22 protein-coding genes are annotated in these 24618 nt (G+C 53.9%); 12 read left to right on the forward strand and 10 right to left on the reverse strand.

What is annotated here, in order from left to right; all coding sequences use genetic code 11:
• Positions 1 to 647 precede the first annotated feature (647 nt).
• The 10 genes from KJS28_RS05380 to KJS28_RS05425 all read right to left on the reverse strand — a co-directional run bounded on the left by KJS28_RS05380 (position 648) and on the right by KJS28_RS05425 (position 12840).
• Positions 648 to 3167 carry an InlB B-repeat-containing protein gene (locus KJS28_RS05380; protein ID WP_213542048.1) on the reverse strand — a complete coding sequence of 840 codons (2520 nt, stop codon included), beginning with the start codon at positions 3165 to 3167 and terminating at the stop codon, positions 648 to 650.
• On the reverse strand, positions 3164 to 6784 hold the full coding sequence (locus KJS28_RS05385) for an InlB B-repeat-containing protein (protein ID WP_213542049.1): 3621 nt from the start codon (positions 6782 to 6784) through the stop codon (positions 3164 to 3166). Before KJS28_RS05385 ends, KJS28_RS05380 begins: the two co-directional genes overlap by 4 nt.
• Positions 6781 to 7383 carry a TetR/AcrR family transcriptional regulator gene (locus KJS28_RS05390; RefSeq protein ID WP_213542050.1) on the reverse strand — a complete coding sequence of 201 codons (603 nt, stop codon included), beginning with the start codon at positions 7381 to 7383 and terminating at the stop codon, positions 6781 to 6783. Before KJS28_RS05390 ends, KJS28_RS05385 begins: the two co-directional genes overlap by 4 nt.
• Before the next feature lie 468 nt (positions 7384 to 7851).
• Positions 7852 to 8100, reverse strand: a complete 249-nt coding sequence (locus KJS28_RS05395; RefSeq protein ID WP_213542051.1) for a helix-turn-helix domain-containing protein — start codon at positions 8098 to 8100, stop codon at positions 7852 to 7854.
• 308 nt (positions 8101 to 8408) lie between these two features.
• Positions 8409 to 8837: a hypothetical protein gene (locus KJS28_RS12765; RefSeq protein WP_213542052.1), complete on the reverse strand. Its 429-nt coding sequence runs from the start codon at positions 8835 to 8837 to the stop codon at positions 8409 to 8411.
• Positions 8827 to 9420, reverse strand: coding sequence for a hypothetical protein (locus KJS28_RS05405; protein ID WP_213542053.1), 594 nt, complete (start codon positions 9418 to 9420; stop codon positions 8827 to 8829). The genes KJS28_RS12765 and KJS28_RS05405 overlap by 11 nt, the downstream gene beginning before the upstream one ends.
• Positions 9332 to 10267, reverse strand: a complete 936-nt coding sequence (locus tag KJS28_RS05410; RefSeq protein WP_213542054.1) for a hypothetical protein — start codon at positions 10265 to 10267, stop codon at positions 9332 to 9334. The genes KJS28_RS05405 and KJS28_RS05410 overlap by 89 nt, the downstream gene beginning before the upstream one ends.
• Entirely contained in the window at positions 10260 to 10856 is a 597-nt protein-coding gene (locus tag KJS28_RS05415; protein ID WP_213542055.1) for a hypothetical protein, read from the reverse strand. Before KJS28_RS05415 ends, KJS28_RS05410 begins: the two co-directional genes overlap by 8 nt.
• A 70-nt stretch (positions 10857 to 10926) precedes the next feature.
• Positions 10927 to 11520: a hypothetical protein gene (locus KJS28_RS05420; protein ID WP_213542056.1), complete on the reverse strand. Its 594-nt coding sequence runs from the start codon at positions 11518 to 11520 to the stop codon at positions 10927 to 10929.
• 315 nt (positions 11521 to 11835) lie between these two features.
• Positions 11836 to 12840: a tyrosine-type recombinase/integrase gene (locus KJS28_RS05425; protein ID WP_213542057.1), complete on the reverse strand. Its 1005-nt coding sequence runs from the start codon at positions 12838 to 12840 to the stop codon at positions 11836 to 11838.
• 164 nt (positions 12841 to 13004) lie between these two features.
• Between KJS28_RS05425 and KJS28_RS05430 the strand changes: the two genes are divergently transcribed.
• From KJS28_RS05430 to KJS28_RS05485, 12 genes are all read left to right on the forward strand, one after another.
• A complete protein-coding gene (locus tag KJS28_RS05430) occupies positions 13005 to 13787 on the forward strand; it encodes a ParA family protein (protein WP_213542058.1) in 783 nt (260 codons plus the stop codon).
• Complete coding sequence (locus tag KJS28_RS05435; protein ID WP_213542059.1) at positions 13784 to 14107, forward strand: hypothetical protein; 324 nt, start codon at positions 13784 to 13786, stop codon at positions 14105 to 14107. Before KJS28_RS05430 ends, KJS28_RS05435 begins: the two co-directional genes overlap by 4 nt.
• Complete coding sequence (locus KJS28_RS05440; RefSeq protein WP_213542060.1) at positions 14104 to 15090, forward strand: ParB/RepB/Spo0J family partition protein; 987 nt, start codon at positions 14104 to 14106, stop codon at positions 15088 to 15090. The genes KJS28_RS05435 and KJS28_RS05440 overlap by 4 nt, the downstream gene beginning before the upstream one ends.
• Positions 15087 to 15254, forward strand: a complete 168-nt coding sequence (locus KJS28_RS05445; RefSeq protein WP_213542061.1) for a hypothetical protein — start codon at positions 15087 to 15089, stop codon at positions 15252 to 15254. Before KJS28_RS05440 ends, KJS28_RS05445 begins: the two co-directional genes overlap by 4 nt.
• A 262-nt stretch (positions 15255 to 15516) precedes the next feature.
• The gene (locus KJS28_RS05450) at positions 15517 to 16137 is read left to right on the forward strand and encodes a type III toxin-antitoxin system ToxN/AbiQ family toxin (RefSeq protein ID WP_213542062.1); all 621 of its coding nucleotides are present in this window, start codon (positions 15517 to 15519) and stop codon (positions 16135 to 16137) included.
• 166 nt (positions 16138 to 16303) lie between these two features.
• A complete protein-coding gene (locus tag KJS28_RS05455; RefSeq protein ID WP_213542063.1) occupies positions 16304 to 17491 on the forward strand; it encodes a ParB/RepB/Spo0J family partition protein in 1188 nt (395 codons plus the stop codon).
• 408 nt (positions 17492 to 17899) lie between these two features.
• Positions 17900 to 18661, forward strand: coding sequence for a plasmid recombination protein (locus KJS28_RS05460; RefSeq protein ID WP_213542064.1), 762 nt, complete (start codon positions 17900 to 17902; stop codon positions 18659 to 18661).
• Positions 18662 to 18679: 18 nt separating this feature from the next.
• The gene (locus KJS28_RS05465) at positions 18680 to 19060 is read left to right on the forward strand and encodes a single-stranded DNA-binding protein (protein WP_213542065.1); all 381 of its coding nucleotides are present in this window, start codon (positions 18680 to 18682) and stop codon (positions 19058 to 19060) included.
• A 114-nt stretch (positions 19061 to 19174) separates the two neighbouring features.
• Positions 19175 to 19426: a hypothetical protein gene (locus tag KJS28_RS05470; RefSeq protein WP_213542066.1), complete on the forward strand. Its 252-nt coding sequence runs from the start codon at positions 19175 to 19177 to the stop codon at positions 19424 to 19426.
• A 132-nt stretch (positions 19427 to 19558) separates the two neighbouring features.
• Complete coding sequence (locus KJS28_RS05475) at positions 19559 to 20428, forward strand: prealbumin-like fold domain-containing protein (protein WP_213542067.1); 870 nt, start codon at positions 19559 to 19561, stop codon at positions 20426 to 20428.
• Between the two features lie 592 nt (positions 20429 to 21020).
• On the forward strand, positions 21021 to 21746 hold the full coding sequence (locus KJS28_RS05480) for a hypothetical protein (RefSeq protein WP_213542068.1): 726 nt from the start codon (positions 21021 to 21023) through the stop codon (positions 21744 to 21746).
• 441 nt (positions 21747 to 22187) lie between these two features.
• Positions 22188 to 24569, forward strand: coding sequence for a VaFE repeat-containing surface-anchored protein (locus tag KJS28_RS05485; protein ID WP_213542069.1), 2382 nt, complete (start codon positions 22188 to 22190; stop codon positions 24567 to 24569).
• Positions 24570 to 24618 lie beyond the last annotated feature (49 nt).

Below are 24618 nucleotides of genomic sequence, written 5' to 3' on the forward strand. Positions count from 1 at the left end.
TGGTCTTTTGCAGATATCGTATGGAATTCTGTTGACCGCAGAGGTCAAAAAAATATAGGTGTCTGTGTGTTTGCGCAAAGACAGCCTTTGCTATTTCAACACCTGTTTCTTTCCTGTATTCTTTTTCATTCTTTCACCTTGTCGCTTGAAAACGGCAGGGCGCCGCTTTTTATGGCACTGCGTTGTGTTGAGCTTCGTCGATTGATTCTGCAAGGCTAAACATCGCGGTCACCTCCTGTTACGGTATTCGGGAAAACAAAAAAGCGACTGCGCTATGCTTTAAGGCATAGTACAGCCGCATGAGGGCGTGCATATAAAAACCGTTTTGTTAAGACGGTCTTGAATGTTGCGTTTCGCTTATGTACATGATTGTTAGGGGCTTCTCCTTGTTTTCATAATTACCTCGCTGTATTTGGTATCTGTTGATATCCGTGTGTCCGCTGCCGGGGCAAAAGTGAAGAGTGCATAAGTGTGATATACGCAGTATACATGGAATCCGGCAAAAAATTGTTGGGTTATGACCGAGAAATTGCTTATTTTTCAAAAACAGTCGCCAAGGAAAGAAATACGGCACAGCGGTTTTTATACCCTCTGTGCCGTAATTGTGATGTTTCCGTGATGGATCGTTAATTGTTACTTATCTTTGATTATTTGGCGGAATGCCTTTTCCTTTTATCAAATACCGTTACACCTGTCAGAACACCGCCGCTGGCAAGCAGCAATGCGCTCCACAGCATGAGGTTGCTTGTATCGCCGGTCAGAGGAGACTGCGGCAGCTTCGCCGTTACGGTGTCGGCTTTTTTGATTTCCTTGGTGCCGTCTTTGTCGCTGTAATACCTATTGCAGCCGCCGCAGTACCAATACTCGATGTTGCCCTCGGCATCCTCGGTGGCCGCCTTGGCGGGGATATGCTTGAGGTCGGTGTGGTTCTTCGGATCAAGCTCACCGTAGGATTTGCCGCAGACTTCGCATACTGCTTTTTCGGCGCAGGTTGTCTTGCCGCCGGAGCAATCCTTTGTTTCAAGCCCGTTGCAGCCGTCCACCGTGCATTGACGGGTGTGCGTGCCGTCGCCGTTCGATACCCATTCACCATAGGTATGCCCGTCGTTGACCGTTACGGTCATCTCGGCGGTGTTGCCCGCCTTGTCGGTGACAACGATTCTCTGCTCGCCGTCTGCGGGAGCGAGGGTAAAGCTATTGTTTTCGTCAAGCGTGACCTCTGTGCCGTTCACGGTGATGGTGTTCACATACTTTTCGTCAACGGTGACCGTCTGCGCCTCACAATAGATCTTGCCATTTTCTATGCCACCGATGACCGGCTGAACATTGTCAAGCGTTACGCGGTCGGAACGAAGGTATGTTATGTTCATGCTCTCGTCAACAAGCATTGCATAAACAATATATTCCCCATTGGGGTCTATGCAAAACGGCTCCTCATATCCGCTAAATACGAGAGATTGAAGCTCCGCCTCTGAAAGATCCCGATCGGTCACCAAATAGGAGATAAACACGGTTCCGCTGTTGTCGGCGGCGTTTATTGTTACCGTCTGCGTGTCCTTAAAGAACAGACCGAAGGTGAGCTTATTCAAGAATTCCTGCCATTTATTGGCACCTATGATAATTTCGCCCGTCGGCTTTTCGGTGTCTTTCCACCGTGCTTTGAGCGTTATATTCTCGGCAGGCATGGTTTCGGGAATTGCCTTATCCCAGCCGATGAAGGTGTAGCCCTCTCTTTCCGGGGCTTCAGGTGCGGTAATTACCGTGCCGTAGTCCTGCGTAATCGGAGCAATCTCGCTGCCGCCGTTGGTGTCAAAGGTAATTGTGTATTGATTGATTTCCCACTGCGCGGTGACAGTCATATTTTCAGCGGGCATGGTTTCGGGAATTTCCCTGTCCCAACCGATAAAGGTGTAGCCCTCTCTTGTCGGGTCGGCAGGGGCGGCAATATTCGTGCCGTAGTCTTGCGTAATGGGCGCAATCTCGCTGCCGCCGGCGGTGTCGAAGGTAATCGTGTAGGTGTTCGCTGCCCATTTTGCATACAATGTTATGTTATCGGTGACTTTATCGCTTGCATAATCCCACGCCGTGCCGTCGGCCTTGTTCCAGCCACCGAAGGTATAGCCCGGTGTGGCGGCGGGAGTGTCGGGACGCGTCGCGAGAGTGCCGGAGGGAAGAACCTGCTTTGCGTATTCACTGTCGCCGTCCTTGTAGGTCACGATGACGCCGGTCGTATTGCCGTAAATATACAGACCGCCGTAGAAGAGGCCCCAGTCAACATGGCTTGGATTTACACTGGAAGTTCCGCCGATCACCGTCTTGCCTTTGAAGGCGGTAATACCGTTATCTTCTGCAAGACAGGTGATCTTACATGCCTGATTTAGGTGAACCCCACCGTATACCTCGCCGCCGTTGGCGTAAATTGTGGTCATATACGCAGCATTGATAGCGTATCTGCCGTTGTTTTTGATCAGGCCGCCGGTCAACGTGATCACGCCGGTTGTGTCTATGTTCGCCATCGGACCAAAAGCGTATATGCCGCCGTAAGAGGCCTCTCCGGTCGTTAATCTGTTTGGTGTTGAGCAGCCGACAATGCTGCCGGCGTTCATGGTGAACGAACCGTCTGAGAGGAACAGGCCACCGCCTTCATTGGCTATGCAGCCGACGATATTGCCGCCGTTCATGGTGAGTGCGCCGCTGCCGATGATCACGCCGCCGCCTTCCACCCCGTTGGAGAAGAAGATCCGGCTGCCCGTGCCGCCTGTGATGATGCCACCATAGACGGTCTCTGTACCGCTGTCGTCCAGCACCCAAGGTTCTACGCCGTTAACCTTGAATTTGTGCTCCGCCGTGGGATTGCTGTCGATAAGGGTCAGGTCGCCGGTGATGCCGCTCTTATTATCGAGGATAATAACGCTGCCGCTGCCGGTCATTTTCAGAACATAGCCGTTGAGATCGAGGGTGACCTTGCGGAGGACGGTCAGGGTCGTGCCGATTGCAATGTCATTTTTCAGCGTGATGATGTCTACGCTGCTGTCCGCCAGCGCATCGACAAGCTCTTGTTCCGTTTCGACTTTCCTGTTTGTCTCGCCCTCGGCAAACGCCGTAGTCGGCACAAGGCAGAACAGCATACATAGGGCGAGCAGGATACTAAGTATTCGTTTCTTCATTTTGCATTACCTCCGGGTCGATACGATTTTTTTCGTTTCACGGTAAGCGCCGTGCAAGCTCCGCCGCTGACAAGCAGCAGTGCGATCCACAGCATGAGGTTGCTGTTGTCGCCGGTCTGCGGAGAATCCGGACCAGTCGGCTTGCCCGGCTCAGTCGATGTTCCGGTAGCCGGAATCTCAACTGCCGCCTTCTTGTAGCCGCAAACCTTGCACTCCTCATGCTTGGAGCCCTTTTGTGTTGCGGTCGCTTCCTTATCTACCACCCACTTGAAGCTGTGTGCTACAACATCTTTCTTATCGCCGCAGGAGCACTCATGCCAGTGGTTGTCGGCATCGTTCTTCCACTCGCTGCCGTAGCTGTGAGTATGCTCACCGCCGCCGGTTGCCGGGATGGTTTCGGTTGCCATCGTATAGCCGCAGACGGTGCATTCCTTATGCTTTGAGCCGCTTGTGGCAGCTGTTGCCGGGGTGTCGATAATCCATTCACCGGCGGTATGCGCCGCCTTGCTGCCCTCGATGATCACGCCGCAGCCGACAACGGTGCACTCTTTCCAATGATCGGTATTATCGGACTTCCAGTCGGAAGCGCTATGACCTGTTGCCGCAAGGATTACGCTTGTCTTGTCGGTAATTTCGGATGCACCGGTTGCATCCTCAAACCACTTGTCACAGCCATCGCAGGTGTAATATGCTGTGTTGCCTTTCTCCGTGCAAGTAGGAGCCTTTGCGGGAACGAGGGTCAGATTGTGCGTATGCGGTACGGTCTTGTCATATCCGCAGGTGTCGCAGATGTTATCGCTACCGTAATCGTGAGCCGCCTCGTCCTTCTTTTCGTGGCAGCGAGAGCATTCTTTCCAATGATTGTCTGTGTCCTTGCTCCAATCGCTTGCCCATGCGTGCCCGAGCTGTGTACCTGCTGCCGTAAAGGTTTCTGTTGTGCTGATCTCTCCGCAGGAGCAGCTCTTGAAATATACTGCATCGTTGGTGCAGTCGGCAGCCGACTTGAGGGTTTCCGGCTTCTGAATTTCCTGATCGTAGGTATGGGTATGGGGAATTGTGTAGGTCGCTTTCACGCTGACTTCACTGTCAGGCATTATGAAAGTAGTGGTTTCACTGTTCGCATCTTCAAGAGTAGTGTTGCCGCTTTCTACTACCCACTTATCAAACACCTTACCGTCAGGAGCCGCATTTGCGGTCAGAGTAATGATTGTGCCTTGCGCCGCTTTAGTGATTTCGCTTCCTGCACCGATTGTCGCTTTGCCGTCCGTTACGATGATGGAATACTCTTTACTCTCCCAGATTGCATAGAAGGTAGTATCCGAGCTTACTTCATAGGTCGTGCCGGAAATAACCGAACCGTCGGCACTGGTTGACCAGCCCTTGAATTGCTTGCCTTCCGGTTCAGTAAAACCGCAGGCGGGCAGGGTGTAGCTGCCGGAAACGCCGGTGACATCTGCCATTGTGCCGCCGCCACCGTTGGCATTGAATCTGACGGTATGCTCGGTAGGTGCAGGAGGCTCGTCCTCCTCGAAGATAGCTTTGACCTCAACATTGCTGTCCGGCATGGTGAACTTGTTGTTGGTGATTACAAGCCCTGCCGGAGATACGACCTGCCACTCCTTGAAGCGGTAGTCCTCTTTGGGCGTTGCGGTCAGGGTGATTTCCGTACCAGCCACGGCCCTGTCAGGAGATGCGGAAGCCGTGCCGTTGCCGTCCGGGCTGATGACCTTCACGTGGTGCCTCCTGTATATTCTGACTGTCGCCGTAGTTTCGTTTCCCGCGTTGTCAGTCGCAACCACGGTATATTCCGCTCCTGCGTCATTGTTGCCGCCGTCGGGTGCGGGGAGAGAATAGGTGGGACCGTCTTGCGGCTCGCCGTTGATGGTCACCGACTTGATGCCGGAGGACGTCTCTCCCGATGCAGCCGGGTCGCCCACGGTGAAGGTGTACGCACCGGGATTTCCATCGATGTTATCCTCGACGATGTAGCTTTCGCCGTCCGTCAGAGTTTCCATAACCGGGGCTTTCGTGTCCCTCTCAAGCACATGACCGCACACAGTGCAGAGCTGCTTCTGATTGCTCCAGTCGCCGGGAATGTGTTTGGCGTTTTGTTTGGACATTTCCGCGGCGGGGTCCCGCGCACCGCATTTCTTACAGGCCCAGATGTGGCAGCCGTCCCTGTCTGTCCAGCCCAATTCATGGCTACAGGTACTTTCCTCGCAGTGCAGCTCCAGCCTGCCGATCACTCTGCCGTAATTGCAGGCATACGGCAGGCTCAGCCGCTGCAGGTCCACGCGCCCGTTTTCGTTGGGGATGAGAAGCTCCGTCGTGGTACCCCAGTCCCATTCATACTGTCCCTGGCTGAGACGCCACTGCCACCCGGTCGCGCTCAGCCGCACGGACTTCCCGTCCGAGGCTCCGATTTTGATGTTATATTCGCTAGTCAGGCCAAACTCCGGATTGAACAGTGCCGTCGTCCAGCCTGAACGGTTTGAGCCTCTTCCGACCGCAACTGCAGGGCTGAGGTTAATGGCTACGGCGTCATAATCGCGGTTCGGATAAAGCGGAACGGACTGCGCCGTCAGCGTTGCGTCTCTGATCAGAATGTTCCAGCCGTCTCCGTTCATTCCACCGCCGATGCCCGCGCCCCAGTAGCCTTGCGCCATCACTTCGCCGCCGATGATGGAAATGTCATGGCCTGAGCTGTATCTTCCGCCGCCGATGCCTGCGCCGGCATAATTACTCCACGCGATGACACTTCCGCCGGAAATCTCAATATCATGTGTATCCTCCGACGCACCCGGCCCGGCGTAATCGCCGCTGCCGATTCCGGCTCCGGCTGACCGGCTGCCGGCCTCCACCGTGCCGCCCTTGATATAAATAAAGCGTCCGGGGCCGCCCTGACCGCCGCCGATCCCTGCGCCTTGCGAAACGGAGATCGCCGTCAGCTTGCCGGAATACACATAAATCCACTCGCCGATGCCGCCGTTTGCACCGCCGCCGATACCCGCACCGCCTACGCCGCTGGTCGCAAGAATCTCACCGCCATAGATATCCGTCGCCAGAGAGCCGAAATGAAGGTTCACGCCGTGTCCCTGCGAGAACTTCTTGATTCCGACCTTTGAGCCTCCGATGCCAGCGCCATGATGACCGCCCTGACACGTGAGCTTTGTCCCCGTCTGCACCAGAACCCGGAGATAACCCTCGGTTTTGTTTTTCTGCAGTGCGGCGAAGTTCTCTGCGCCGATCAGCTCGCTGTCGTTGCCGATAAAGTACAGACAGGCAGAGGCACCGCCGTAAAGCTCGATGGTAGGGCCGTCCTCGGGTGCCTGAAGGCGGACGCCGTCCAGAAAGATGTGCGGTGTATTGTTCTTGCCATCAATTTTGATCCGGTACTGAAAATACCAGTTCGGATCTGTGGATCCCTTGATCAGATAGGTCTTGCTGTCCTTGATTTTCAATTCTTTGTTCTGCTCCGTAAGGTCCACTATCTTGTCAAACGTCGTTGGGACGGAAAGTTTGACATCCGGTAGCTCACCCGCAGCAAAGGCCGCTGTCGGCAGCAGTGTCAGCACCATGCAGCACAGCAGTAGGATACTGAGTATTCGTTTCTTCATTTCTCGTTACCTCCGTTCAAGTATTGCGAGCGGTATTTATCTGCAAACAGAGCGACGCCCTGCTTTAAGACCTCCATCTGGGTTTTCAGATAATATTCGTCCTCGAACATAGCGTAATGTACGCAGGCGCGGACGAAGATAAAGATCAACGGGGTGATGACCGTATAGGGAATGCCTATCTTCGGCTCCAGCCGCTTGGCATACTCGGTATAGCGCTCGTTCACGCCCTCGAAGAATTTCTTGCCGTGCTCGATATACTTCGGATGCGTATAGATCTGATACATCAGCCGATATTTCTTGCCGTGCTTTTTTGCCGTCCAGTAGGGAACCTCCTTCACAAACCGGACAACATCCTTAGGGTCGGTGGGCGCCATCTCCATAAAGTCATCCTCAACCTTTTCCATACAGTATGCCGTTGATTCGATAATCAGTTCGTCCACACTGTTAAAGTAGGAATACAAATTCCCCGTCGTGCAGCCGCACGCCGCTGCCAAAGCCTTGATGCCCGTACCCGTCAGCCCGTTTTCGGCATAGCATTCAAAGCATTTTTCCATCATTTCGCGCTTGCGTGCGTTGTGCTGTTCCTCTGTTGCTCTCATATACGCCACTTCCTTCTTGATAACTAACTAATCAGTTAAATATAATATAACATAGAATTGTGTCGAATTCAAGAACTGTTCGAGAAAAATCGAAGAAAATCAAATTGCAATATGATCTCATAAAAAAGTCCTTACAGCAGAAAGAAAATAGCGGATGGCCTCAACGATCAAAACCGTACTAATAAAAATGTCTTTGTTATCTCCGGATTTTTCAAAAAGAAACCTCTGTGTCTTTTTCTTTCTGCTGTAATCTATCTTCAGTTGGGTAGTTCACTTTCTTCTTCCACCATGACAGGTGGCACCTGTCACTTCGTCATCGCAAACTCCGCACGATTCGTTTTGCCGTAGAACGGCAAAAGCTCATCTGCTCCGTTGCTCCTCCTCTCCCCAAAAAGCTGTATAGTTTTTTGGGGACCCCGAGAACGCAGTTGCCCCTTGGCGGAGCGTTTTGCTTTTTTCACTCCGCTTTCAGCCGGAACAGCAGACTGCTCTTGCCACTTTTTTTCTGTACCGCTGCTCGGTTGCGAGGAGCCCTGCTTTTTTGAGGTCACGGATCCCGCGGCGGACGGTGGAGGGCGAGAGCTTGAGGTCTGAGGCTATGGTCGGGATGGCAGGCCAGCACTCGTTGTTCTCATTTGTCCTGTCGGCGAGATAGATATATACCGCAACGGCTCTGTGCGGCAGCTCGGTGCGGTAGAGAAAATCAAGACGGCTCATTGCTTTGCACCTCCGTTTCGGTTAAGTCTTTTATGATCTCTGCTTCCGTCATGTCGGGAGCAGTTTCTTTTTTCGGCGGTGAGGTACGGATGGGGTTGCCGCCTCGCTTTTCGCTCTTGGGCTGTGTTCTCTGCGGCTCGTTCTTTGGGCTGGCCTGCTGTGCCTGACTGCCGCCGCCAGCGTCGCTCGGTGCAGGCGTTTCCTCTTTCCACTCCGGCGGATATTTTTCGAGGATGCCGTCCTGAATTTCCTTCTTGTCGGCATACCTGACCTCACGGTTGCCTTGGTCGGGTACGGCGTAAGGGTGTTCATCGTTTGTAGCGACTGCGACGGGTCGTTTTTACTGCGGCTGACCGAGCCCGACATGACCGTGCGGCTGCCGAGAGCCTTGGACAGCGTTTCCGCCGAGCTGCTGTTGGGAGCAAAGCCGCCGAAGATGGTATCCTGCGTATTATGCTCAGCCACCCGATGCAGTCGCCGTTTACGGCAATGAGCGCAGGAATATTGTGTTCTGTGGCAGACTGTTCGGTCGGCTCTGCGCTCGGTTCTGTTTCCGTGTCCGACACGGATTCTGCCGGAGTTTCGGTCATCGGCAGTTCGGCTATCTCGGCAACGGCTTTGAAATCTTCTTTTTCTTTCTGCTGTTCTTTGAGTTGCGAATAGATATTAACACCTGACAGCACGGCAGCCGCCGACAGCAGAAAACAAAAAAATATGAGGGCGGGCTTATTCCTCATCCTCATCGTCCGTACCCTCGTAGAACTGTTCGCCGTCAATGTCGGGCATTGCTTCACCCTGCATACTCGCTTCAAAGTATAACGCCAGAATGCGCTTGATCTCCGGTTTTTTCAGCCTGTGTACCTCAAAGCCCTCGCCGGCGATCTTGCTTTCGATGCGGTTGGCGGTTTCAAAGACCTGCTTTTCCTTTTGGCTTTTCAGCCGTGCCACAGAGAAAAACTGCCGCGCCGTCGCCATTTCCGTCTGAATGTTGTCGAGGAAGTCGATGTCCTTTCTGATGAGCTTTTTGACCTTGCCGTTTTCCTCGGCTTTAAGGCGTTCGGTAAGATAGGCCTTGTTATCGTCGAAGCATTCCGAGGAGTCGGTGCAGACGATCTCAATGTCGGGCAATGCCGACAGCACCATCATCAGATGGCGTATCTTGATCTCAATGTTAGTGTGGGAGAGCACCGAGATATTGGTGGGCGACACAAGGTAAAAGAGTAGCTCGCCCTTATTGGTAGAAAGACCGTATTTCGTAAAGGTTTTGATACCGAGCAAATCCTGCACCGAGCGGCCTTTTTTCTTTTTCTGCTGTTTCATTGCCATCATCTCCATTCGTAGTATTGCTGTGTGGACAGAAAGTACCGCACGGCGTAACGCATGAAGTCGAGTACGGTGGTATCGTCCATACGCCTTCCTCGGAGGCGATCTCACGGAATCGCCCGAACCATTCGGGGCTGTCGGTATTGAAGTCCTCCAGCGTAATTTTCACCTCATCCGCTGTTGTGCCGAGCCTTGCGAACGCTTTGTCGATGGCTTCTTCCTCGCAGGGCAAATACAAGAATTCGGTTTTTCCGTTGTACTCAGCCCGTATGAAGCAAAGCATTTGATCATACACATATGCCGGAAAATTCTGCCCGTCATAATCCTTTACGAACGGTGTGTCCTCATCGACGAAAAGCAAACCGTGTTCGGTAAAAACGCCCTTGCCGGATCGAATCAGCTCCCGCCCGAATTCTGCATATTTCGGATCGTCCGCATCGTCGGCAGGCAGACAGCCCTTGACCGTGAGCAGATACTCTCGACCAATCTTGCCCATATCGCTGATGTCCTGAATCAGAGGATAGCGATTGAGGTTGAAACTCAGATTGATAAGGTCGGGCAGAGTGTCGAAGCCCTCTAATTTCATTGCCTCGTAAAACTGATATTCCTCATCGCCGAAAAAGCTGTCCATCCGTTTTCCGAGGTAGTTGACTTCATCGAGGTCAACGAATCGGTCTTGGAGGCAACCGAGTTCCTCGGGGAATATGACCTCGGATACATACAATTCAAGGGGCGTGATATCCTCGGCGTGGATTCTTTCGAGTGCCGCATTCATTTCCTTTTCGGTGCAGGGAAAGCGGAGATCGGTCTGACTGTTTCCATATTTGAATTTCAGTTTAATCATGGCAATTCTCCTTGATGGCGGTGAGTCCGAAGCGGCGGATTGCCATAGCGTTGCAGATGGTGCGAAACAGCATAGGCGGAACAAGGTCGGCGTCCGACAGATCCGACACGGTAAGATGCTTTGTGCCGAGCGTCAAGTCCTTTGCTGCGCAGTAAAGGGTGTAGGCTCGTTCGGTGCAGTTATTGAGCTTAATGTTCTCAAAGAACACACAACCGTTAATTATATGGTGCTTGCAGCAGCTCCACAGCTTTTGGTCTGCGGTAAGCAGATACAGCGCCGAAAGCAATGCGTAATTCTCTCGGTGTACATTCTTTGCGGCAAGCGTAAATCTTGCCCGATGCTTTTCATTTATATATGTCATTGGTTTTTCCTCGCTTTCTATATATTCATTGAATCTCTTTCGGAAGGGCGGACACCGTATCTGCCGCATGGTTTCCGCAAGTATTTCCGTGGGTGTTGCAGCGGTTATTGTGATGAGCACCTGTGATTCCGAAAAACGAACACCGACACCTCTCGGCTTGAAGTTCGGGATTGCGGTCATAAACCGTTCGATTCGGCGGTCATGTGGATTATCTGAAAATATGGTCATTGTTTTTCTCCTTGCTGTGAAATAAAAAAAACCCTCCGGTTTTTGTGTAACCGAAGGGCGATTGATAGTATTACATATTCTGTTGTGAAGCTGCCGACTGCTCAAAGGTCGGCGGCTCGGCTTCAAGAGAGGGGTATCCGTCCGTGAGCTTTTCTTGGAGCTTATCCAGCTGCCGTTCCTGCTCATAGGTCAGTGTTTCGCAGTTGACTTTGGCAAAGTCCACACAGCGACAAAGGTCTGCCGATTCATTCTCACTGAACAGGCGGTGTTTGTTGACGAGACCGGAGCGCACGGCGAAGGCTTCCTTGACATATTCATAGTTCGGCGAGTAATCTCCCCAGAACACCGAGTCGCCGTCTGCATTCTGTTTCCATGTGCAGAACATAAAACCGTTCTTTTCGCTGTAGGTCGCCGCCAATACGGTATCTCCGAAGGCGGCAAGTTGTCTGTAATCGGAGACATCGGCAGCTTTCATCTGCGGCGCGTGTTCGTAGAGTCCGACATATTCTCGCACCGTAGAGATCTCATCCTGAATATCTGCAATTTTACTGCGGTATTCATCCGAGAGGTTTTGGTCGGCGTTGCTTAGAAATTGACCGTTGTATTTTATCCGGCAGAGGGGGATGCCGTCCGAGGACACTTCCATCCATTCGTTGCCGTCCATCTTGGTGTCGTACCGAACTTTGAGGCGTTTGGCTAATTCTTTCTGCAGTATATTTGATTTCTCCTTTTTAGGGTAATAAAAAAGGCAGATAGATTTTTGCTTTCTATCTGCCTTGCGTATCATTATTCGGTTGTGTGAGAGTTCAAGACATCCAACAAAGGGAAAACATCATTTTTATATCTGTCAAAACGGTTCGCTGAAATTTTGCCGTATAAACGGTGAAAACCCCGATAAAATCGGGGTTTTCACGGGCTACATCTATTTTGTAGCCCTTTTGTGGCAGCGGGAGAAGGATTCGAACCCTCACATACGGAGTCAGAGTCTGCTGTAAAAATCATCCATAGATTCTTTGGCTCGGTCAATAACATCCGGAGTCATAGATGTATATATTTTACTGGTCACAGAAATATCCGAATGTCCCATGAGGTACTTTGCAACATTGATTGGTACACCGGCTCGTTGTAAATCTGTACAGTATGTATGCCGCAAACAGTATGCAACCAGATCCTCCGCTACCACACTTTGTACGATCTTATTACGATAAACCTTCGCTCCCATTTGAATATCCAGCGCCCGCTTGAAATTGTTCCAATAATCATTCGCACTGCTGGACGAGTGCATTCGCCCGGTGAGTGGTTGGCAGAAGATAAGTTCGTCTGCATTCTTTTTTCTGTGCCAAAGGCGTTCATACAGATAATCAGAAATTGGAAGCACTCGCACCCCCGCAGAAGTCTTTGGGTCTTTGATTTTAACCTTTGTCCCGCTCTCTACGGCACGGCTGATTGTAATCGTCCGTTCCTTAAAATTGATATCCCCCCATCGTAATGCTATTGCTTCACCGGGCCTTATTCCCGTTTGCAAAAGTGTCAGCACATAAAGCCCGGCATAGTGTTCCTCTGCTAACCGCAGAATTTCTTTTCTTTCTAAATCTGTGATGCTACGGTGTGTCCCTTCCGGGGCCTTCGGCAACACGATATTTTCAGATGGGTCATTCAATATCAATTTACACGACTTTGCTCGTCGAAACATTGCCTGCATCACAATCTTTACCTTTTGGGCTGTGGATTTGCTGCTATTGGAGCTGTTTAATATTTCCTGAAGCTGTATCTCCGTTACTTCTCGCATTGGCACATCGCCAATCTTCGGTAAGATATAGTGTTTCAGCTTCTGCCTGTACATTGTCGCCGACTTTTCGGTAATATCACGGTTCGCAACGTAAGTGCCATACCATCGCTCAGCCCACTCCGAAACGCTTATATCGGGTGACTGGCAGCATTGAACAAGTTCCTCAAGAAGCACTTTGATATCCAAAAAATCCATGTTATCTTTTTTCTCCTTCGTAGTAGTCCATCCAAATTATACCATATCCGGCACTCTGCTGCATGAGGCGAGGTGCCGGTTGACCTCCGAACCGGCAGGGGTGCGCACCCCTGCCGGACAACTATTTCGGAGCAAAAAATGAAAACAAATAGGAGGCAAAAAACATGAAGATCATCGCCATCTGCAATCAGAAGGGCGGCGTCGGAAAGACGACCACCACCATCAATCTGGGCGCAGCCCTGTCCAAGCTGGGCAAGCGTGTGCTGCTCATCGATCTTGACCCTCAGCGCAACCTCAGCGACACGCTGGGATATGTCCCCGACAATACGCCCAGCACCGTCAACGAGCTGATCTACTTCACCGCCTACAATATGCCTGTGGTAGTGTCCGGATTTATCCGCCACCACGATGGAGAGGATCTGGACTACATCCCGGCCACCCCTGCTCTGTCCAGCGCTCCTACCCTGCTGGCCACCGTGGCCGATGGCGCACGAGTCCTGGCACGGGCCATCGCAGCGCTGACCATGTCGGACGGAGCAGCCTCCTACGACTACTGCCTGCTGGACTGTAAGCCGTCACTGGATCTGCTGACCATCAACGCTCTGGCAGCGGCAGACGGGCTGCTAGCTCCGGTAGAGCCGGAGGAGTACGCCGTGGCCGGTATCTCTGACCTGCTGGGTACGGTGCGGCAGGTGCAGCGCAGCTATAACCCGGCGCTGGAGGTGCTGGGTGTGCTGCTCACCCGCTGCGATCGTCGCCGCAGCAGCGTCCAGCAGGTGCGGGATGACCTCATCGCCGCTCTGGGCGACAAGGTATTTGACGCCATGATCCCCTATCTGACCGAGGCCAGCAATGCACCCCGTGAGCGACGCAGCTGCGTCAGCAAGCCGGGCAGTGAGATCGGACGGGCCTACATGGCCGTGGCAAAGGAGGTGCTGGTAAGATGAGTGGTGGGAACACGATTCGTCGGCGCACTCTTTCCAAGGAGCTACGCTTATCTCAGGGGTATGTCAAAACAAAGGAAGAGTATGAAAGCCAAAATGTAAAGTATATGGGTTCAGTTGGCGCTGCTGCAAAGCAGGGCTATTTCACCATTGCAGCCTGTGAGCGGAAAGGTGTTCCGGTGTCGCAGGATGAGCTTCAGAACATCCGGTACTTTGCCATGCTGGCTGATTGCTATGTAGATCAGTGCATTACGGACGAGACCGGCAGCAAACGCAGGCCGTGCATACCGGTATTTTATCGAGAGCAGGAGGAAAGCAAATGACCTTGCAGGAACGCCTTGCCATGACGCAAGGGCAGGACAACGGCATGGATATCATTCTGGGCGGCATCCCTGCTGCTGCCCAGCAGGAGCAGGTGCAGCAGCTTCCGGCAACGGCGCTGCGGCCCAAGAGCAACCACACCTTCAAGGTGCGGACGGGCAGCCCCCACTACACGGCACTGGTGGACAGCATCCGCAGCAGCGGCATTCGGACGCCGCTGCTGGTGCGGCGTGACCCGGTGCAGCCGGGGGCCTATGAGATCATCGCCGGACATACAAGGTGGACGGCGGCGCAGGAGCTGGAGCTGGCCACGGTGCCTTGCATCGTGGCGCAGCTCTCCGATGCAGACGCCGACATCATGATGGCGGAGACCAACATCCAGCGCCCGGACTGGCTGCCCTCCGAACGGGCCAAGACATACAAAGTGTGGCTGGAAGCAGTTCAAACCGAAACGGGGATAACACAGGGTCAACGGACGGATACAACTTCGGGCACTGAGTGCCCGAAGTTGGGAAGAAACCGAGATGTTGCCGCTCAGCGTTTCGGAATCGGCCCCAAAACGCTGGATATGTATATCAAGCTCAATGACCTGATCCCGGAGCTGCTGGATATGGTAGATGCCAATGCGGTGGACAGCAAGACCGACATCCAAGTAAAGGCCGGGTATCAGCTGGCATTCCTCTCACCTAACAGCCAGCAGGTCGTGGTGGCTGTGTTGGCTGACAACCCTAAAATCCTGCTGAAAGAAGCACAGGCCAAGGCGCTGCGGCAGGCAGAGACAGACGGCAGGTTGACGGCGCTGGATGCAGAGGAGGCACTGGGCCTGTCCGGTGAGCAGCTGCCCCACCGGACGAAGCGTATCAGTATCTCCATCTCGGAGGAGCTGCTGCCGGAAGGCGCAAAGCAGCTGACCAAAGACCCGGCGTTTCAGGACGCCCTGACGGCGTGGATCAGACAGTACATAGAGAAGGAGGTGAAGGCATGAAACGAAAGCGCATCCATGTCCCGGCGACGCCCTGCGGGAATTGCCGCCGAGACCCCATGTATTGCAGCTCCGGCTGCATGGCGTGGAAGGCATGGTTCCGGGGCGTCTGGCCTCTGGTAACAGGCCGACCGGCTGACGGCAAGGCACCGACTGCCGGGCAGTGACGATTTTCTTTATGAATAGAATTTGACCGGTGATTTTGCTGTCACGAAAAACTCTTGACATATTTTTATGTCCTGCGTATAATACTACCGAAGGGTAGCAATACCCAAGAAGCGGTGTACCCTACCATGAGTGGGAGCTAAAAAAGCGGTGTACCCTACCGTAAGTGGGAGCTAAAAAAGCGGTGTACCCTACCACGAGTGGGAACTGAAAAGTTGAGGGCTGGACTGTATAGTGTCCAGCCCTCTTTTTTGAGAGGTTTATATGAAATTTTCTTTCTACCGTGCCGATGCCTTATACTGCGATTATTTGCGTAAAAGTGACCCGTGCGTTCCATACACTATGGATCAAAAAGAGGCTCGTCCGTTTATTGGAATCGTCCTTACTCTGAATGACTATGACTATTACGCTCCTCTTACTTCTCCGAAGCCCAAACATCTGCACATGAAAAATCAGGTTGATTTTTTGAAGATCAATGGCGGTGTCTGGGGTGCTATCAATTTTAATAACATGATCCCGATCCATTCAGATCAGCTTGAACACATTGATATACGAATCCTGCCAACAGACGATAAGGCTACCGTTGATTACAAAAATCTTCTGGCCAATCAATTATCTTGGTGTAACACGTCAGCGAACGCAGCTTCGATTATCCAAAAAGCAGAAAAACTCTATCGCATCATCACCAGCAAGACCGCACGCCCACAGTTGGCAAAACGGTGTTGTGATTTTAGAGTACTTGAAGTGGCAATGGATCATTACATCGACTGCCAACATATGCAGGACGATCCCGGACTGAGGAGCGCCATGGCCAAGCTGAACCCTGTAACGCACACACAGGAGCAGCCTGTCGCCCATGATAAGGAGCAGGATTGGACACACTGATTACCGCTCAGAGCAAACGGGAACTCAGTTCCCGTTTGCTCAGTAATTAACTTCGGGCACTCGGTGCCCGAAGTTAAGACGACGCACCTGTCCCAACAAGTAAACAAACCAAACAGCAGCGGCAGCCTTTCGGCTGCCGCTGCTCCCGTTAAAGGAGGAACCCGTTATGCTGAAAGACCGCAAAGGCCCCTATCCATATCCCAAGCGGGATGTGAGCAAGATCCCCATGTTTAACTATGCCGAGATGGATCGGCAGCGTCAGGAGCGGGCGGAGCAGGCCGCCAAAAAGTGGACATATACCCCGCTGCTCGGCCAGCTGCCGAAGGAGGAGCCGCACAAGGACGACGCCGTGGAGCTGCCATTGAAGGAGCTGTCCGCCAGCCCCAAGAACGCCTTCCGCCAACTGGACGAGGAAACCTACTCCGAGCTGAAAGCATCGTTGCAAGCCAGCGGCCTAGTGTACCCCGTCATCGTCCGGCCCAGGGACAGCATCCAGAGCTACCCCATCAACGGCGAATATGAGATCCTCGCCGGACACAACCGTGTCCGGGCCGCCAGAGACCTGGGCTGGGAAACCATCAAGGCCAGCATCGTCCGGGTGGACGATGTGCAGGCGGTGCGTATCATCAACGACAGCAATCTCCAGCGCACCGGCGTTACCGAGTTGGAAAAGGCATGGGCCTACCGCCAGCTGTTTGATGCCATGCAGCGGCAGGGCCAGCGCACCGACCTGATGGCGATGCTGGAGGGGCAAAACACCATGGAGGGTGATGACGGACTTGGTGCAATGGTTGCACAAAGTTCCAACGGGAGCAAGCGTACTTCTGATACCATCGGAGAGGTGTGCGGGCTTCCGGACACCGTGTCCGAAAGTTCTAAAAGGGAAACGGTAGATACCATTGGCGAGATGTACGGACAGTCCGGCAGGACTGTCCGTCGAAAAATCCGACTCACCTATCTCATTGACGAGCTGTACCGGCTCTATGAGCGGAAGGATATCTCGCAGGGCGCAGCGGTTGACCTCTCCTATCTGGATACCGACACCCAGCGGCTGCTGCTCCAGCTGCGGCGCACCTACCGTTTCCCGCTGGCAGACGGCAGCTGCCATGCCCTGCGGGTAGACTACAACGAGTGGAACCGCAGCGGCAGCGAGGCGGAATACGCACCGCAGCGGCTTCTGCGGATCATGCAGGCCCCGGCAGCAGAGACGGAGGCCGCTGCACCGGTACCGATGAAGCCTCGGAAGTATACCGTGCCGGAGACGCTGTTCCCAATCACCGTGAAGAAGCGTGACCGGGAAGCCTATGTGGAGAAGGCTCTGCGCTATGTGCTGGAGCATGACATCGAGCTGTAAGACGGAGGTGGCGGGGAAAGACAGTTTCCCTGCCGCCAGCGGGCCTGCGGAATGTCTCCGCAGACCCCAAAAAAGCCACCGAAACTGCAAAAACCGCAGTTTTTGCAGTTCAACTGAAAAACCCAGATTTCATGCGGGTTTCCAGTGGTGTGCTTTTTTGCTTTACAAGATATAGCAGTCATGCACACCCTACGGGCGTTCACGCCAGCTATATCCGAGACAGTCGCCCTCACAGGTATGTTCGGGTTGCAATGGGACTGCGGCCCCCTTGACCCCCGTGGAGAGGCTTGCCGGTGGCAAGCGCACCCGTCAGCGCTGCTGCCGGGTGTAGGTGTTCGCCGTGCGGCGAACATGATTCGGCAGTGTGCCGCTGCGGCACACTGCCCACCTTTTGAAAGGAGGAAAAGCATGGCATCCGTGGAGAAATTCGGGGAGCGATCGAACTCGAATCAGCTGCGGCATATCCTGCGGCAAGTCAGATATCCGGCCAACGCCGACATCGACAGCAGCAGGACGCACCTGAATTATTCTCTGTCTCCCGACAGAGACATGGCCCCTGCGGACTATCTGCAAAAGCGGCTGTCTCAGCTCCACTGTATGGAGCGTGAGGACGTGCGCACCATGTGCGGCTGGGTCATCACCAAGCCCAAGGATCTTCCGGAGTCGGAGGAACGCCGGTTCTTCCGGCTCTGCTATGATTTTCTGGCCCAGCGCTACGGAGAGCGAAATGTGGTGGCCGCCGAGGTACACAAGGATGAGAGCGGAGAGGCGCACCTGCACTTTTACTTCGTGCCGGTGGCGCAGTACACGCCGAGCCAGCACATGGTCAACGTCGTCCGGTATTTTGAGGAGCATCCGCATGAGGCGAACATCTCCAAGGTGGCCCGTGAGCTGGGTACCAGCAGAAAGACAGTGCTGCGCTACCGGAACAAAACGGCGTCTGACATCCCGGACGGAAAGGTCTGCGCCTACGAGGTATTGAATCGGAAAGAACTGCTGTCCTTCCACGGCGATCTGAAGCTCTGGCTGCTGCAGAACGGGCTGGACGCCAATGTCAACAGCGGTATCACCGTGGAGCAGGGCGGCAACCGCACGGTGGCCGAGCTGAAGCAGGAGCGTGAGCAGCAGCGAGAGCAGCAGCACACCACAACACACGAGCATGAATTTTAATTTAAGGAGGAAATCACCATGTTGAACAAGATCATCCTGATGGGCCGTCTGACCCACGACCCGGAGCTGCGGCGCACCCAGAACGGCACGGCAGTCACCGGCTTCTCGCTGGCCGTGGAGCGTGACTTTAAGGACGAGGACGGCAAGCGGGCCACGGACTTCATCGACATCGTGGCATGGAGAGCCGCAGCGGAGTTTGTGGCCAAGTATTTCACCAAGGGCCGCATGGCCGTGGTGGAGGGCCGCTTGCAGATCCATGACTGGAAGGACAAGGACGGCAACAACCGGCACAGCGCCGAGGTGGTGGCCGACAATATCTATTTCGGAGACAGCAGGAAGGACACCGCTGCACCGGCAGAGCCGCTGCCGGAGGAGCTGGAGGAAGAGTTGCCGGACTGATCTCCCCCAACGATTTGACCTTTTGGAAAGAACCTGCTACAATCGGTGAAGCCAAATAACCTTGACAACACGATTCTTAAAGGATACAATACATCAAAAGAGAGGGGTACAGCTATGAACAACGAAGAAAAGATCCTTGTGCTGCTGGAACAGCACAGCGAAATGTTTGCTCAAATCAATTCTCGACTGGATAAGATGGACGAGCGTCTGAATCGGATGGATTCCCGGCTGGATAAGATGGACGAACGTCTGGATCGGATGGAGGAATACGCCGAGATCACCAGAGACGGCGTCAACGCCCTGCTGGACTGGGCAGAGGCTTGCAGCGAGACTTACAGCCTGCCGCTTCCCAAGATCGGTCAGTAACAAAACGGAATAATATATCAGAAAAGACAGCGAACACCTCGCTGTCTTTCTTTTTACAACGATTCAAGGAGCCTCTGCACAGCGGCTCCTTTTCATATATACAAAAATTCATTTCAAGAAAGGACGAGACACATGAAGAAACCTATGAGCAGACTGCTGGCCTCTGTGCTGGCGGCCATCATGCTGATAAACTGCATGATCGTCACCGCTCTTGCGGCAGACGCCCGTGTTATCAGCATGAATTATCAGCCGCACCCGCTCTACCCCGGCATGAACGGCAATGCCGTGGTGGAAGTAGACTACGGTGACAGCACTGGGCGTGGCATTTGCGTGGAGCCTGCCAAGGACGGCCCTGCCGTCGGTTCCACGCTCTCCCTATCGGAAGCAGATACCACTATGACCCGCTACGCCTATATGGCATCCCAGACCTCCGATATCTACCGTACATGGTGCATCCATCATGCTGCGGCCAATCATCTGGGGCTGGGCAATGGCTCCCGTGATAGCGGCATCACCGCTGTGGAGAATGAGGTAGGCAGCGTTAGCGTGCCGGACAGCTTTGAGGCATTCATTGGTCGCCCCTCGAACTCCAGTTATCAGGTAATGCTCCTGTGGCGTACCAAGCCCACCGGCAAGGTGACTCTGACCAAAAGCAGCGCCAACACAGCTTTGACAAACGGAAACAGCTGCTATTCGCTGGCCGGGGCCGTGTACGGCGTATACGGCAGTGAGTCGGACGCATGGTCGGACAGCAATCGGCTGGGTACCCTGACCACGGACGCAAGCGGCAACACCGTAACATTGGAACTGCGGGCCGGAACTTACTGGCGTCGTGAGCTGACGGCTCCCAAGGGCTATGCTCTGGATACAGGCGTTTACTCCTTCAGTGTAACAGCCGGAAACACCACGACCCTGAGTGTTTCCGATAACCCCCAAAGCGATCCTGTCGGCGTACTGCTGAAGAAGATCGATGCGACAAGCGGTGATGGTGAGATGCGTTGACGGTTGAAAAGGCCGTCCGGGCTTTTTAAGCCTGAACTGCTGCGCTGATGGGCGGCAACGCCCACACTGAACTGCGGAGTGCGCCGGTTATATGGAGTATGACCGGGGTGCTGATCCCGCTAAAGTCGGCCGAATGTGTCTAAGTCCTTCGGGATATGATGCAGATAGGCCGGGTGTCGGATAGGCATGGAGAGAATGTGCGGCCTGCACACGCCGCACTGACGAACCTCCGAAGGTACGGGGCGCTTGACAGGCGAAAGCCTGTATAGCGGTTGAGGTCGAGTAACTATCATCACGGCGAAAGACCTCTCCAAAAAGACCGCTACCCCATAGGACGGCTCCTAACCCTATCCCATGATAGGTGCAGCGGAACACAGAAAACAGTTTGTCTGCATAGCTACTCACTCCATGAGGCAGATAAGCTGCGAGAGCGGCGTCACGAGCGAGGAAGTCTCTGTAATGGGGATGGAGCAACAGGCGCCAGTCACATCTGAAACTAACAAAATTGACACAAACTTTGTACCTCATTTGCACTTTTTAGGAAACTATGCTATGATTAGAAACACCCTTCCAGGACAGAAAGGAGGCCCCTATGAGGAAAATTTTTGCGCTTATGTTGGCCATTGCCATGGTGCTGACCATGGTGGCCTGCGGCAAGAAAGCAGACAATAAGGCCGATTCGATGGTCACACCGGAGCTGTATATTTCCACTGTAGACGGCAAGGATACCGTAGTGGACAAGGACGGCAAGGCCGTCACCGGCTACACACTGGACAAAGACGGCAATGTGGTGGACGGCAGCGGCAAGCTGGTTCTTGCCGCCCAGCAGCTGAAAGCCCTCCCCAGCAAGGCCGCCGAGAGCAAGCCCGAAGCGGACACCAAAACGGATGTTAAGACGGATGCAAAGCCTGCCGATGGCAGCGATCCTGATTCCGGCAGCAGTTCCATCGGATCCTCCAACTCCTCCAGCGGAAGTTCTGGCAATTCTTCCGGTGGAAGCAGTGACAGCTCCTCCGATTCCGGCAACAGTGGCAGCAGCACCCCGGTAGCGCCCGATCCTACGCCGGTACACCAGCACAGCTGGGAGCCGGTGTATAAGACGGTCGAAGATTACGAGATGCGTGAAATCAGCTACTGCGTTACCTGTGGTCAAGATATGACAGGATGGTCTAATGCTCAACTAATTGAACATAGTGACTATCATCTGGATCGAGGCGAGAGTGACCAATGGCGTTCCGAGGGGCGGCAAGTCAAGGTTGGTGAGCATCAAGAGATAGACTACTATATCTGCTCCTGTGGTGCGACCAAGGCACCCTAAAAAAGAAAAACCACACTTGACATTTTCTGCCCGTGTGGTAAGATAAGCATAGAAAGAGTGCTGCGACAAGCGGTTGGCTCTGCGGAAAGTTACAGAATTATAGCAAAGCTATGAAAACCGTCACTTGGCAGAGTGGCGGTTTTCGCTTTTAACCTTGATCGTAATTACAAATCCAAGGATATGTAAGGTCAAAGTTATCGGCATAAGCCTCACCCCCTTTCGGGTGGTGTAGCCAACCGCCTGCCGTTCGTGCAGCACTCTTGTCAAATATTGTAACAGGATATCCGTTTCCTGTCAACTTCGCCGACTTTAGCAGGTCGGCATTTTTTGTGTCAATTTTATTTCAGATATGATGGAACGCCCGGTACGCTGAAAGGTGTACGCCGGGTGTGGGCCGGGGGAAAAGGCGGCGAGAGATCAAAGCCTTACCTATCGGCATAGGTGTCCAGCGGCGATGCGTCGCTGGCCGGTGCAGAATTTACCTTCCGGTACTATGACGGGCAGTATGCCACCGCAGCGGAGACCGAGGCCAGCGGTGCGCCTACCCGCACTTGGGCTTTCAAGACCAATGAAAAGGGGCGGATTCGTATTATGGACGAATCCCTCAAAGTGTCCGGAGATGATTTGTTTTATAACAGTATGGGACAAATCACCCTCCCCATCGGTACGCTGCTGATTCAAGAGACTAAGGCACCGGAGGGCTACCTGATCGACCCCACTGTGTATGTCCGTAACATCACGCCCGACGGAACACTGGAGGCTGTCAACAGCTACAATGCCCCCACGGTATCGGAGCAGGTGGTCACGGGCCGTATCCAAATCGTGAAGCACACGGATACCGGCACCACCAAGGTGGAGACCCCGGAGGTGGGTGCCACCTTCAACATCTACCTCGCCTCTGCCGGGAGCTATGACGCTGCCCCTGCAAATGCCAGAGCGCAGCTCACCATCGATAAGGACGGCTTCGCCGTCTCTCCCGACCTGCCCTACGGCCTCTATACTGTGGAGCAGACCTCTGGCTGGGAGGGCAGCAGGCTGATGGAACCCTTCACCGTAAAAATCGACGAGAACGGAAAGACCTACAGCTATATCATCAACAACGAGCGGTTCTACAGCTACCTGAAGGTGGTGAAGGTGGACGCTATCACCGGCGAGGCCATCCCCGCAGCTGGCATCGGCTTCCAGATTATCGCCCCTCAGGGCCAGAAACTGGAATGGTGGGGCGCAGATACCTGGTACACAGACGGCAGCGGCGTTATGAAACTGCCCTGTGAGCTGGAGTATGGCCGAGGCTATCAGGCTGTGGAGGTAGTGGCACCCAGCGGCTATGTGCTGGCGGACAAGCCCTTCCTCTTTGATGTGCTGCCTGAAAATGCAGCACAGGAGGATGGCCTCACCGTAATTACCCTGACGGCCCCCAACAGCCCCACCCAGATCAGTGTAGCCAAGGTAGACTATCAGGGGAACTTCGTTCCCGGCGCTACCCTGCAGCTGCTGGATAAGGACGGCAATGTGGCCGCCCAGTGGGTGACGGAGAATACTCCCCATACGCTGTACGGTCTGCCCATCGGAGCGGAGTACACGCTGCATGAGGCAGCGGCCCCGGAGGGCTGGCTGCTGGCGGATGACGTGACCTTCATTGTACAGGACACCGCCGAGGTGCAGACCATCACCATGACAGATCTTCCCACAGAGCTGCATCTGTCCAAGGTAGACTATCAGGGAAATTTTGTCATCGGCGCTACTTTGCAGTTGCTTGATAGGGACGGCCATGTGGTGGATGAATGGGTCAGCGGAGACACGCCCCATGTGATCTACCACCTGCCTATTGGCGCAACCTATACGTTGCATGAAACAGCAGCCCCGGAGGGCTGGTTTGTGGCAGAGGATATGTCCGTCACCGTGGGCAGCGTAGTCAGCGATTCAGCCTTTTCAATGGAAGACGAGGAGATCCCCATCCTCCACACCACTGCTACTGTAAACGGAGAGCATATCGCCAAGGCAGCGGGGACGCAGACCATCTCCGATGTGGTCAGCTATAAGCACCTGATTCCTGGCAAGGAATACACCGTCACCGGTAAACTCATGGATAAGTCCACCGGAAAAGTGCTGATACAGGACGGAAAGGAGATCACTACCAGCATCACCTTTACCCCCGCCGAGCCAGACGGCACGGTGACGGTGGAGTTTACCGTGGATGCCTCCCTGCTGGCGGGTAAGACCACCGTTGTTTTTGAATCGCTGAGCAAGGAAGGTAAGGAACTGGCAGTTCACGCTGACATCGACGACGAGGGCCAGACTGTCCACTGGCCGGAGATCCACACCACCGCCACCATCGATGGCAAAAAGAATGTGGTATCCGGCAAAACCTATGTTCTTAAAGATGTAGTGGGGTACACCAACCTTATCCCCGGCAAGGAATATGTTATCACCGGTACAGTGATGGATAAATCCACCGGCAAGGCTCTGGAGCAGGGCGGAAAGCCTGTGACGGCCACCGCTATCTTTACTCCCACGGAACCCAATGGCACCGTGGAGTTGGAGTTCACCATCGACACGGCCCTGTTGGGTGGCAAAGCGTTGGTAGTCTTTGAAAGTATTCAGATGGATGGGCATGAGGTCGCCATTCACGCCAATCCGCAAGACAGGGGGCAAACGGTGGATATTAAACCCGCCATCGGCATTATCACTATCAAGGACAAGCCCGTTTTTGACGGCGGCAGCGTTAAGACCGGCGACAGCGGCGTTACCGTCGCCGTGCTTGGCCTGCTGCTGTCCGCTGCGGGCCTGACTTATCTGCTGCGGCGAAAACGGCACAGCTGATACAGAGCAAGGAGCGGGTACACACCCGCTCCTTTTCCTACAAAAATCT

This window comes from Vescimonas coprocola (genome assembly GCF_018408575.1).
Classification (GTDB): domain Bacteria; phylum Bacillota; class Clostridia; order Oscillospirales; family Oscillospiraceae; genus Vescimonas; species Vescimonas coprocola.

Bases quoted from the DNA above. Each gene is read 5' to 3' on its own strand.
- KJS28_RS05425 (WP_213542057.1), bottom strand. From the start codon at position 12,840: ATGGATTTTTTGGATATCAAAGTGCTTCTTGAGGAACTTGTTCAATGC.
- KJS28_RS05445 (WP_213542061.1), top strand. From the start codon at position 15,087: ATGAAACGAAAGCGCATCCATGTCCCGGCGACGCCCTGCGGGAATTGC.
- KJS28_RS05460 (WP_213542064.1), top strand. From the start codon at position 17,900: ATGGCATCCGTGGAGAAATTCGGGGAGCGATCGAACTCGAATCAGCTG.
- KJS28_RS05385 (WP_213542049.1), bottom strand. From the start codon at position 6,784: ATGAAGAAACGAATACTCAGTATCCTACTGCTGTGCTGCATGGTGCTG.
- KJS28_RS05405 (WP_213542053.1), bottom strand. From the start codon at position 9,420: ATGAAACAGCAGAAAAAGAAAAAAGGCCGCTCGGTGCAGGATTTGCTC.
- KJS28_RS12765 (WP_213542052.1), bottom strand. From the start codon at position 8,837: ATGAGGAATAAGCCCGCCCTCATATTTTTTTGTTTTCTGCTGTCGGCG.
- KJS28_RS05480 (WP_213542068.1), top strand. From the start codon at position 21,021: ATGAGGAAAATTTTTGCGCTTATGTTGGCCATTGCCATGGTGCTGACC.
- KJS28_RS05390 (WP_213542050.1), bottom strand. From the start codon at position 7,383: ATGAGAGCAACAGAGGAACAGCACAACGCACGCAAGCGCGAAATGATG.
- KJS28_RS05410 (WP_213542054.1), bottom strand. From the start codon at position 10,267: ATGATTAAACTGAAATTCAAATATGGAAACAGTCAGACCGATCTCCGC.
- KJS28_RS05435 (WP_213542059.1), top strand. From the start codon at position 13,784: ATGAGTGGTGGGAACACGATTCGTCGGCGCACTCTTTCCAAGGAGCTA.
- KJS28_RS05420 (WP_213542056.1), bottom strand. From the start codon at position 11,520: ATGGACGGCAACGAATGGATGGAAGTGTCCTCGGACGGCATCCCCCTC.
- KJS28_RS05380 (WP_213542048.1), bottom strand. From the start codon at position 3,167: ATGAAGAAACGAATACTTAGTATCCTGCTCGCCCTATGTATGCTGTTC.
- KJS28_RS05415 (WP_213542055.1), bottom strand. From the start codon at position 10,856: ATGACCATATTTTCAGATAATCCACATGACCGCCGAATCGAACGGTTT.
- KJS28_RS05395 (WP_213542051.1), bottom strand. From the start codon at position 8,100: ATGAGCCGTCTTGATTTTCTCTACCGCACCGAGCTGCCGCACAGAGCC.
- KJS28_RS05450 (WP_213542062.1), top strand. From the start codon at position 15,517: ATGAAATTTTCTTTCTACCGTGCCGATGCCTTATACTGCGATTATTTG.
- KJS28_RS05440 (WP_213542060.1), top strand. From the start codon at position 14,104: ATGACCTTGCAGGAACGCCTTGCCATGACGCAAGGGCAGGACAACGGC.
- KJS28_RS05475 (WP_213542067.1), top strand. From the start codon at position 19,559: ATGAAGAAACCTATGAGCAGACTGCTGGCCTCTGTGCTGGCGGCCATC.
- KJS28_RS05455 (WP_213542063.1), top strand. From the start codon at position 16,304: ATGCTGAAAGACCGCAAAGGCCCCTATCCATATCCCAAGCGGGATGTG.
- KJS28_RS05465 (WP_213542065.1), top strand. From the start codon at position 18,680: ATGTTGAACAAGATCATCCTGATGGGCCGTCTGACCCACGACCCGGAG.
- KJS28_RS05430 (WP_213542058.1), top strand. From the start codon at position 13,005: ATGAAGATCATCGCCATCTGCAATCAGAAGGGCGGCGTCGGAAAGACG.
- KJS28_RS05470 (WP_213542066.1), top strand. From the start codon at position 19,175: ATGAACAACGAAGAAAAGATCCTTGTGCTGCTGGAACAGCACAGCGAA.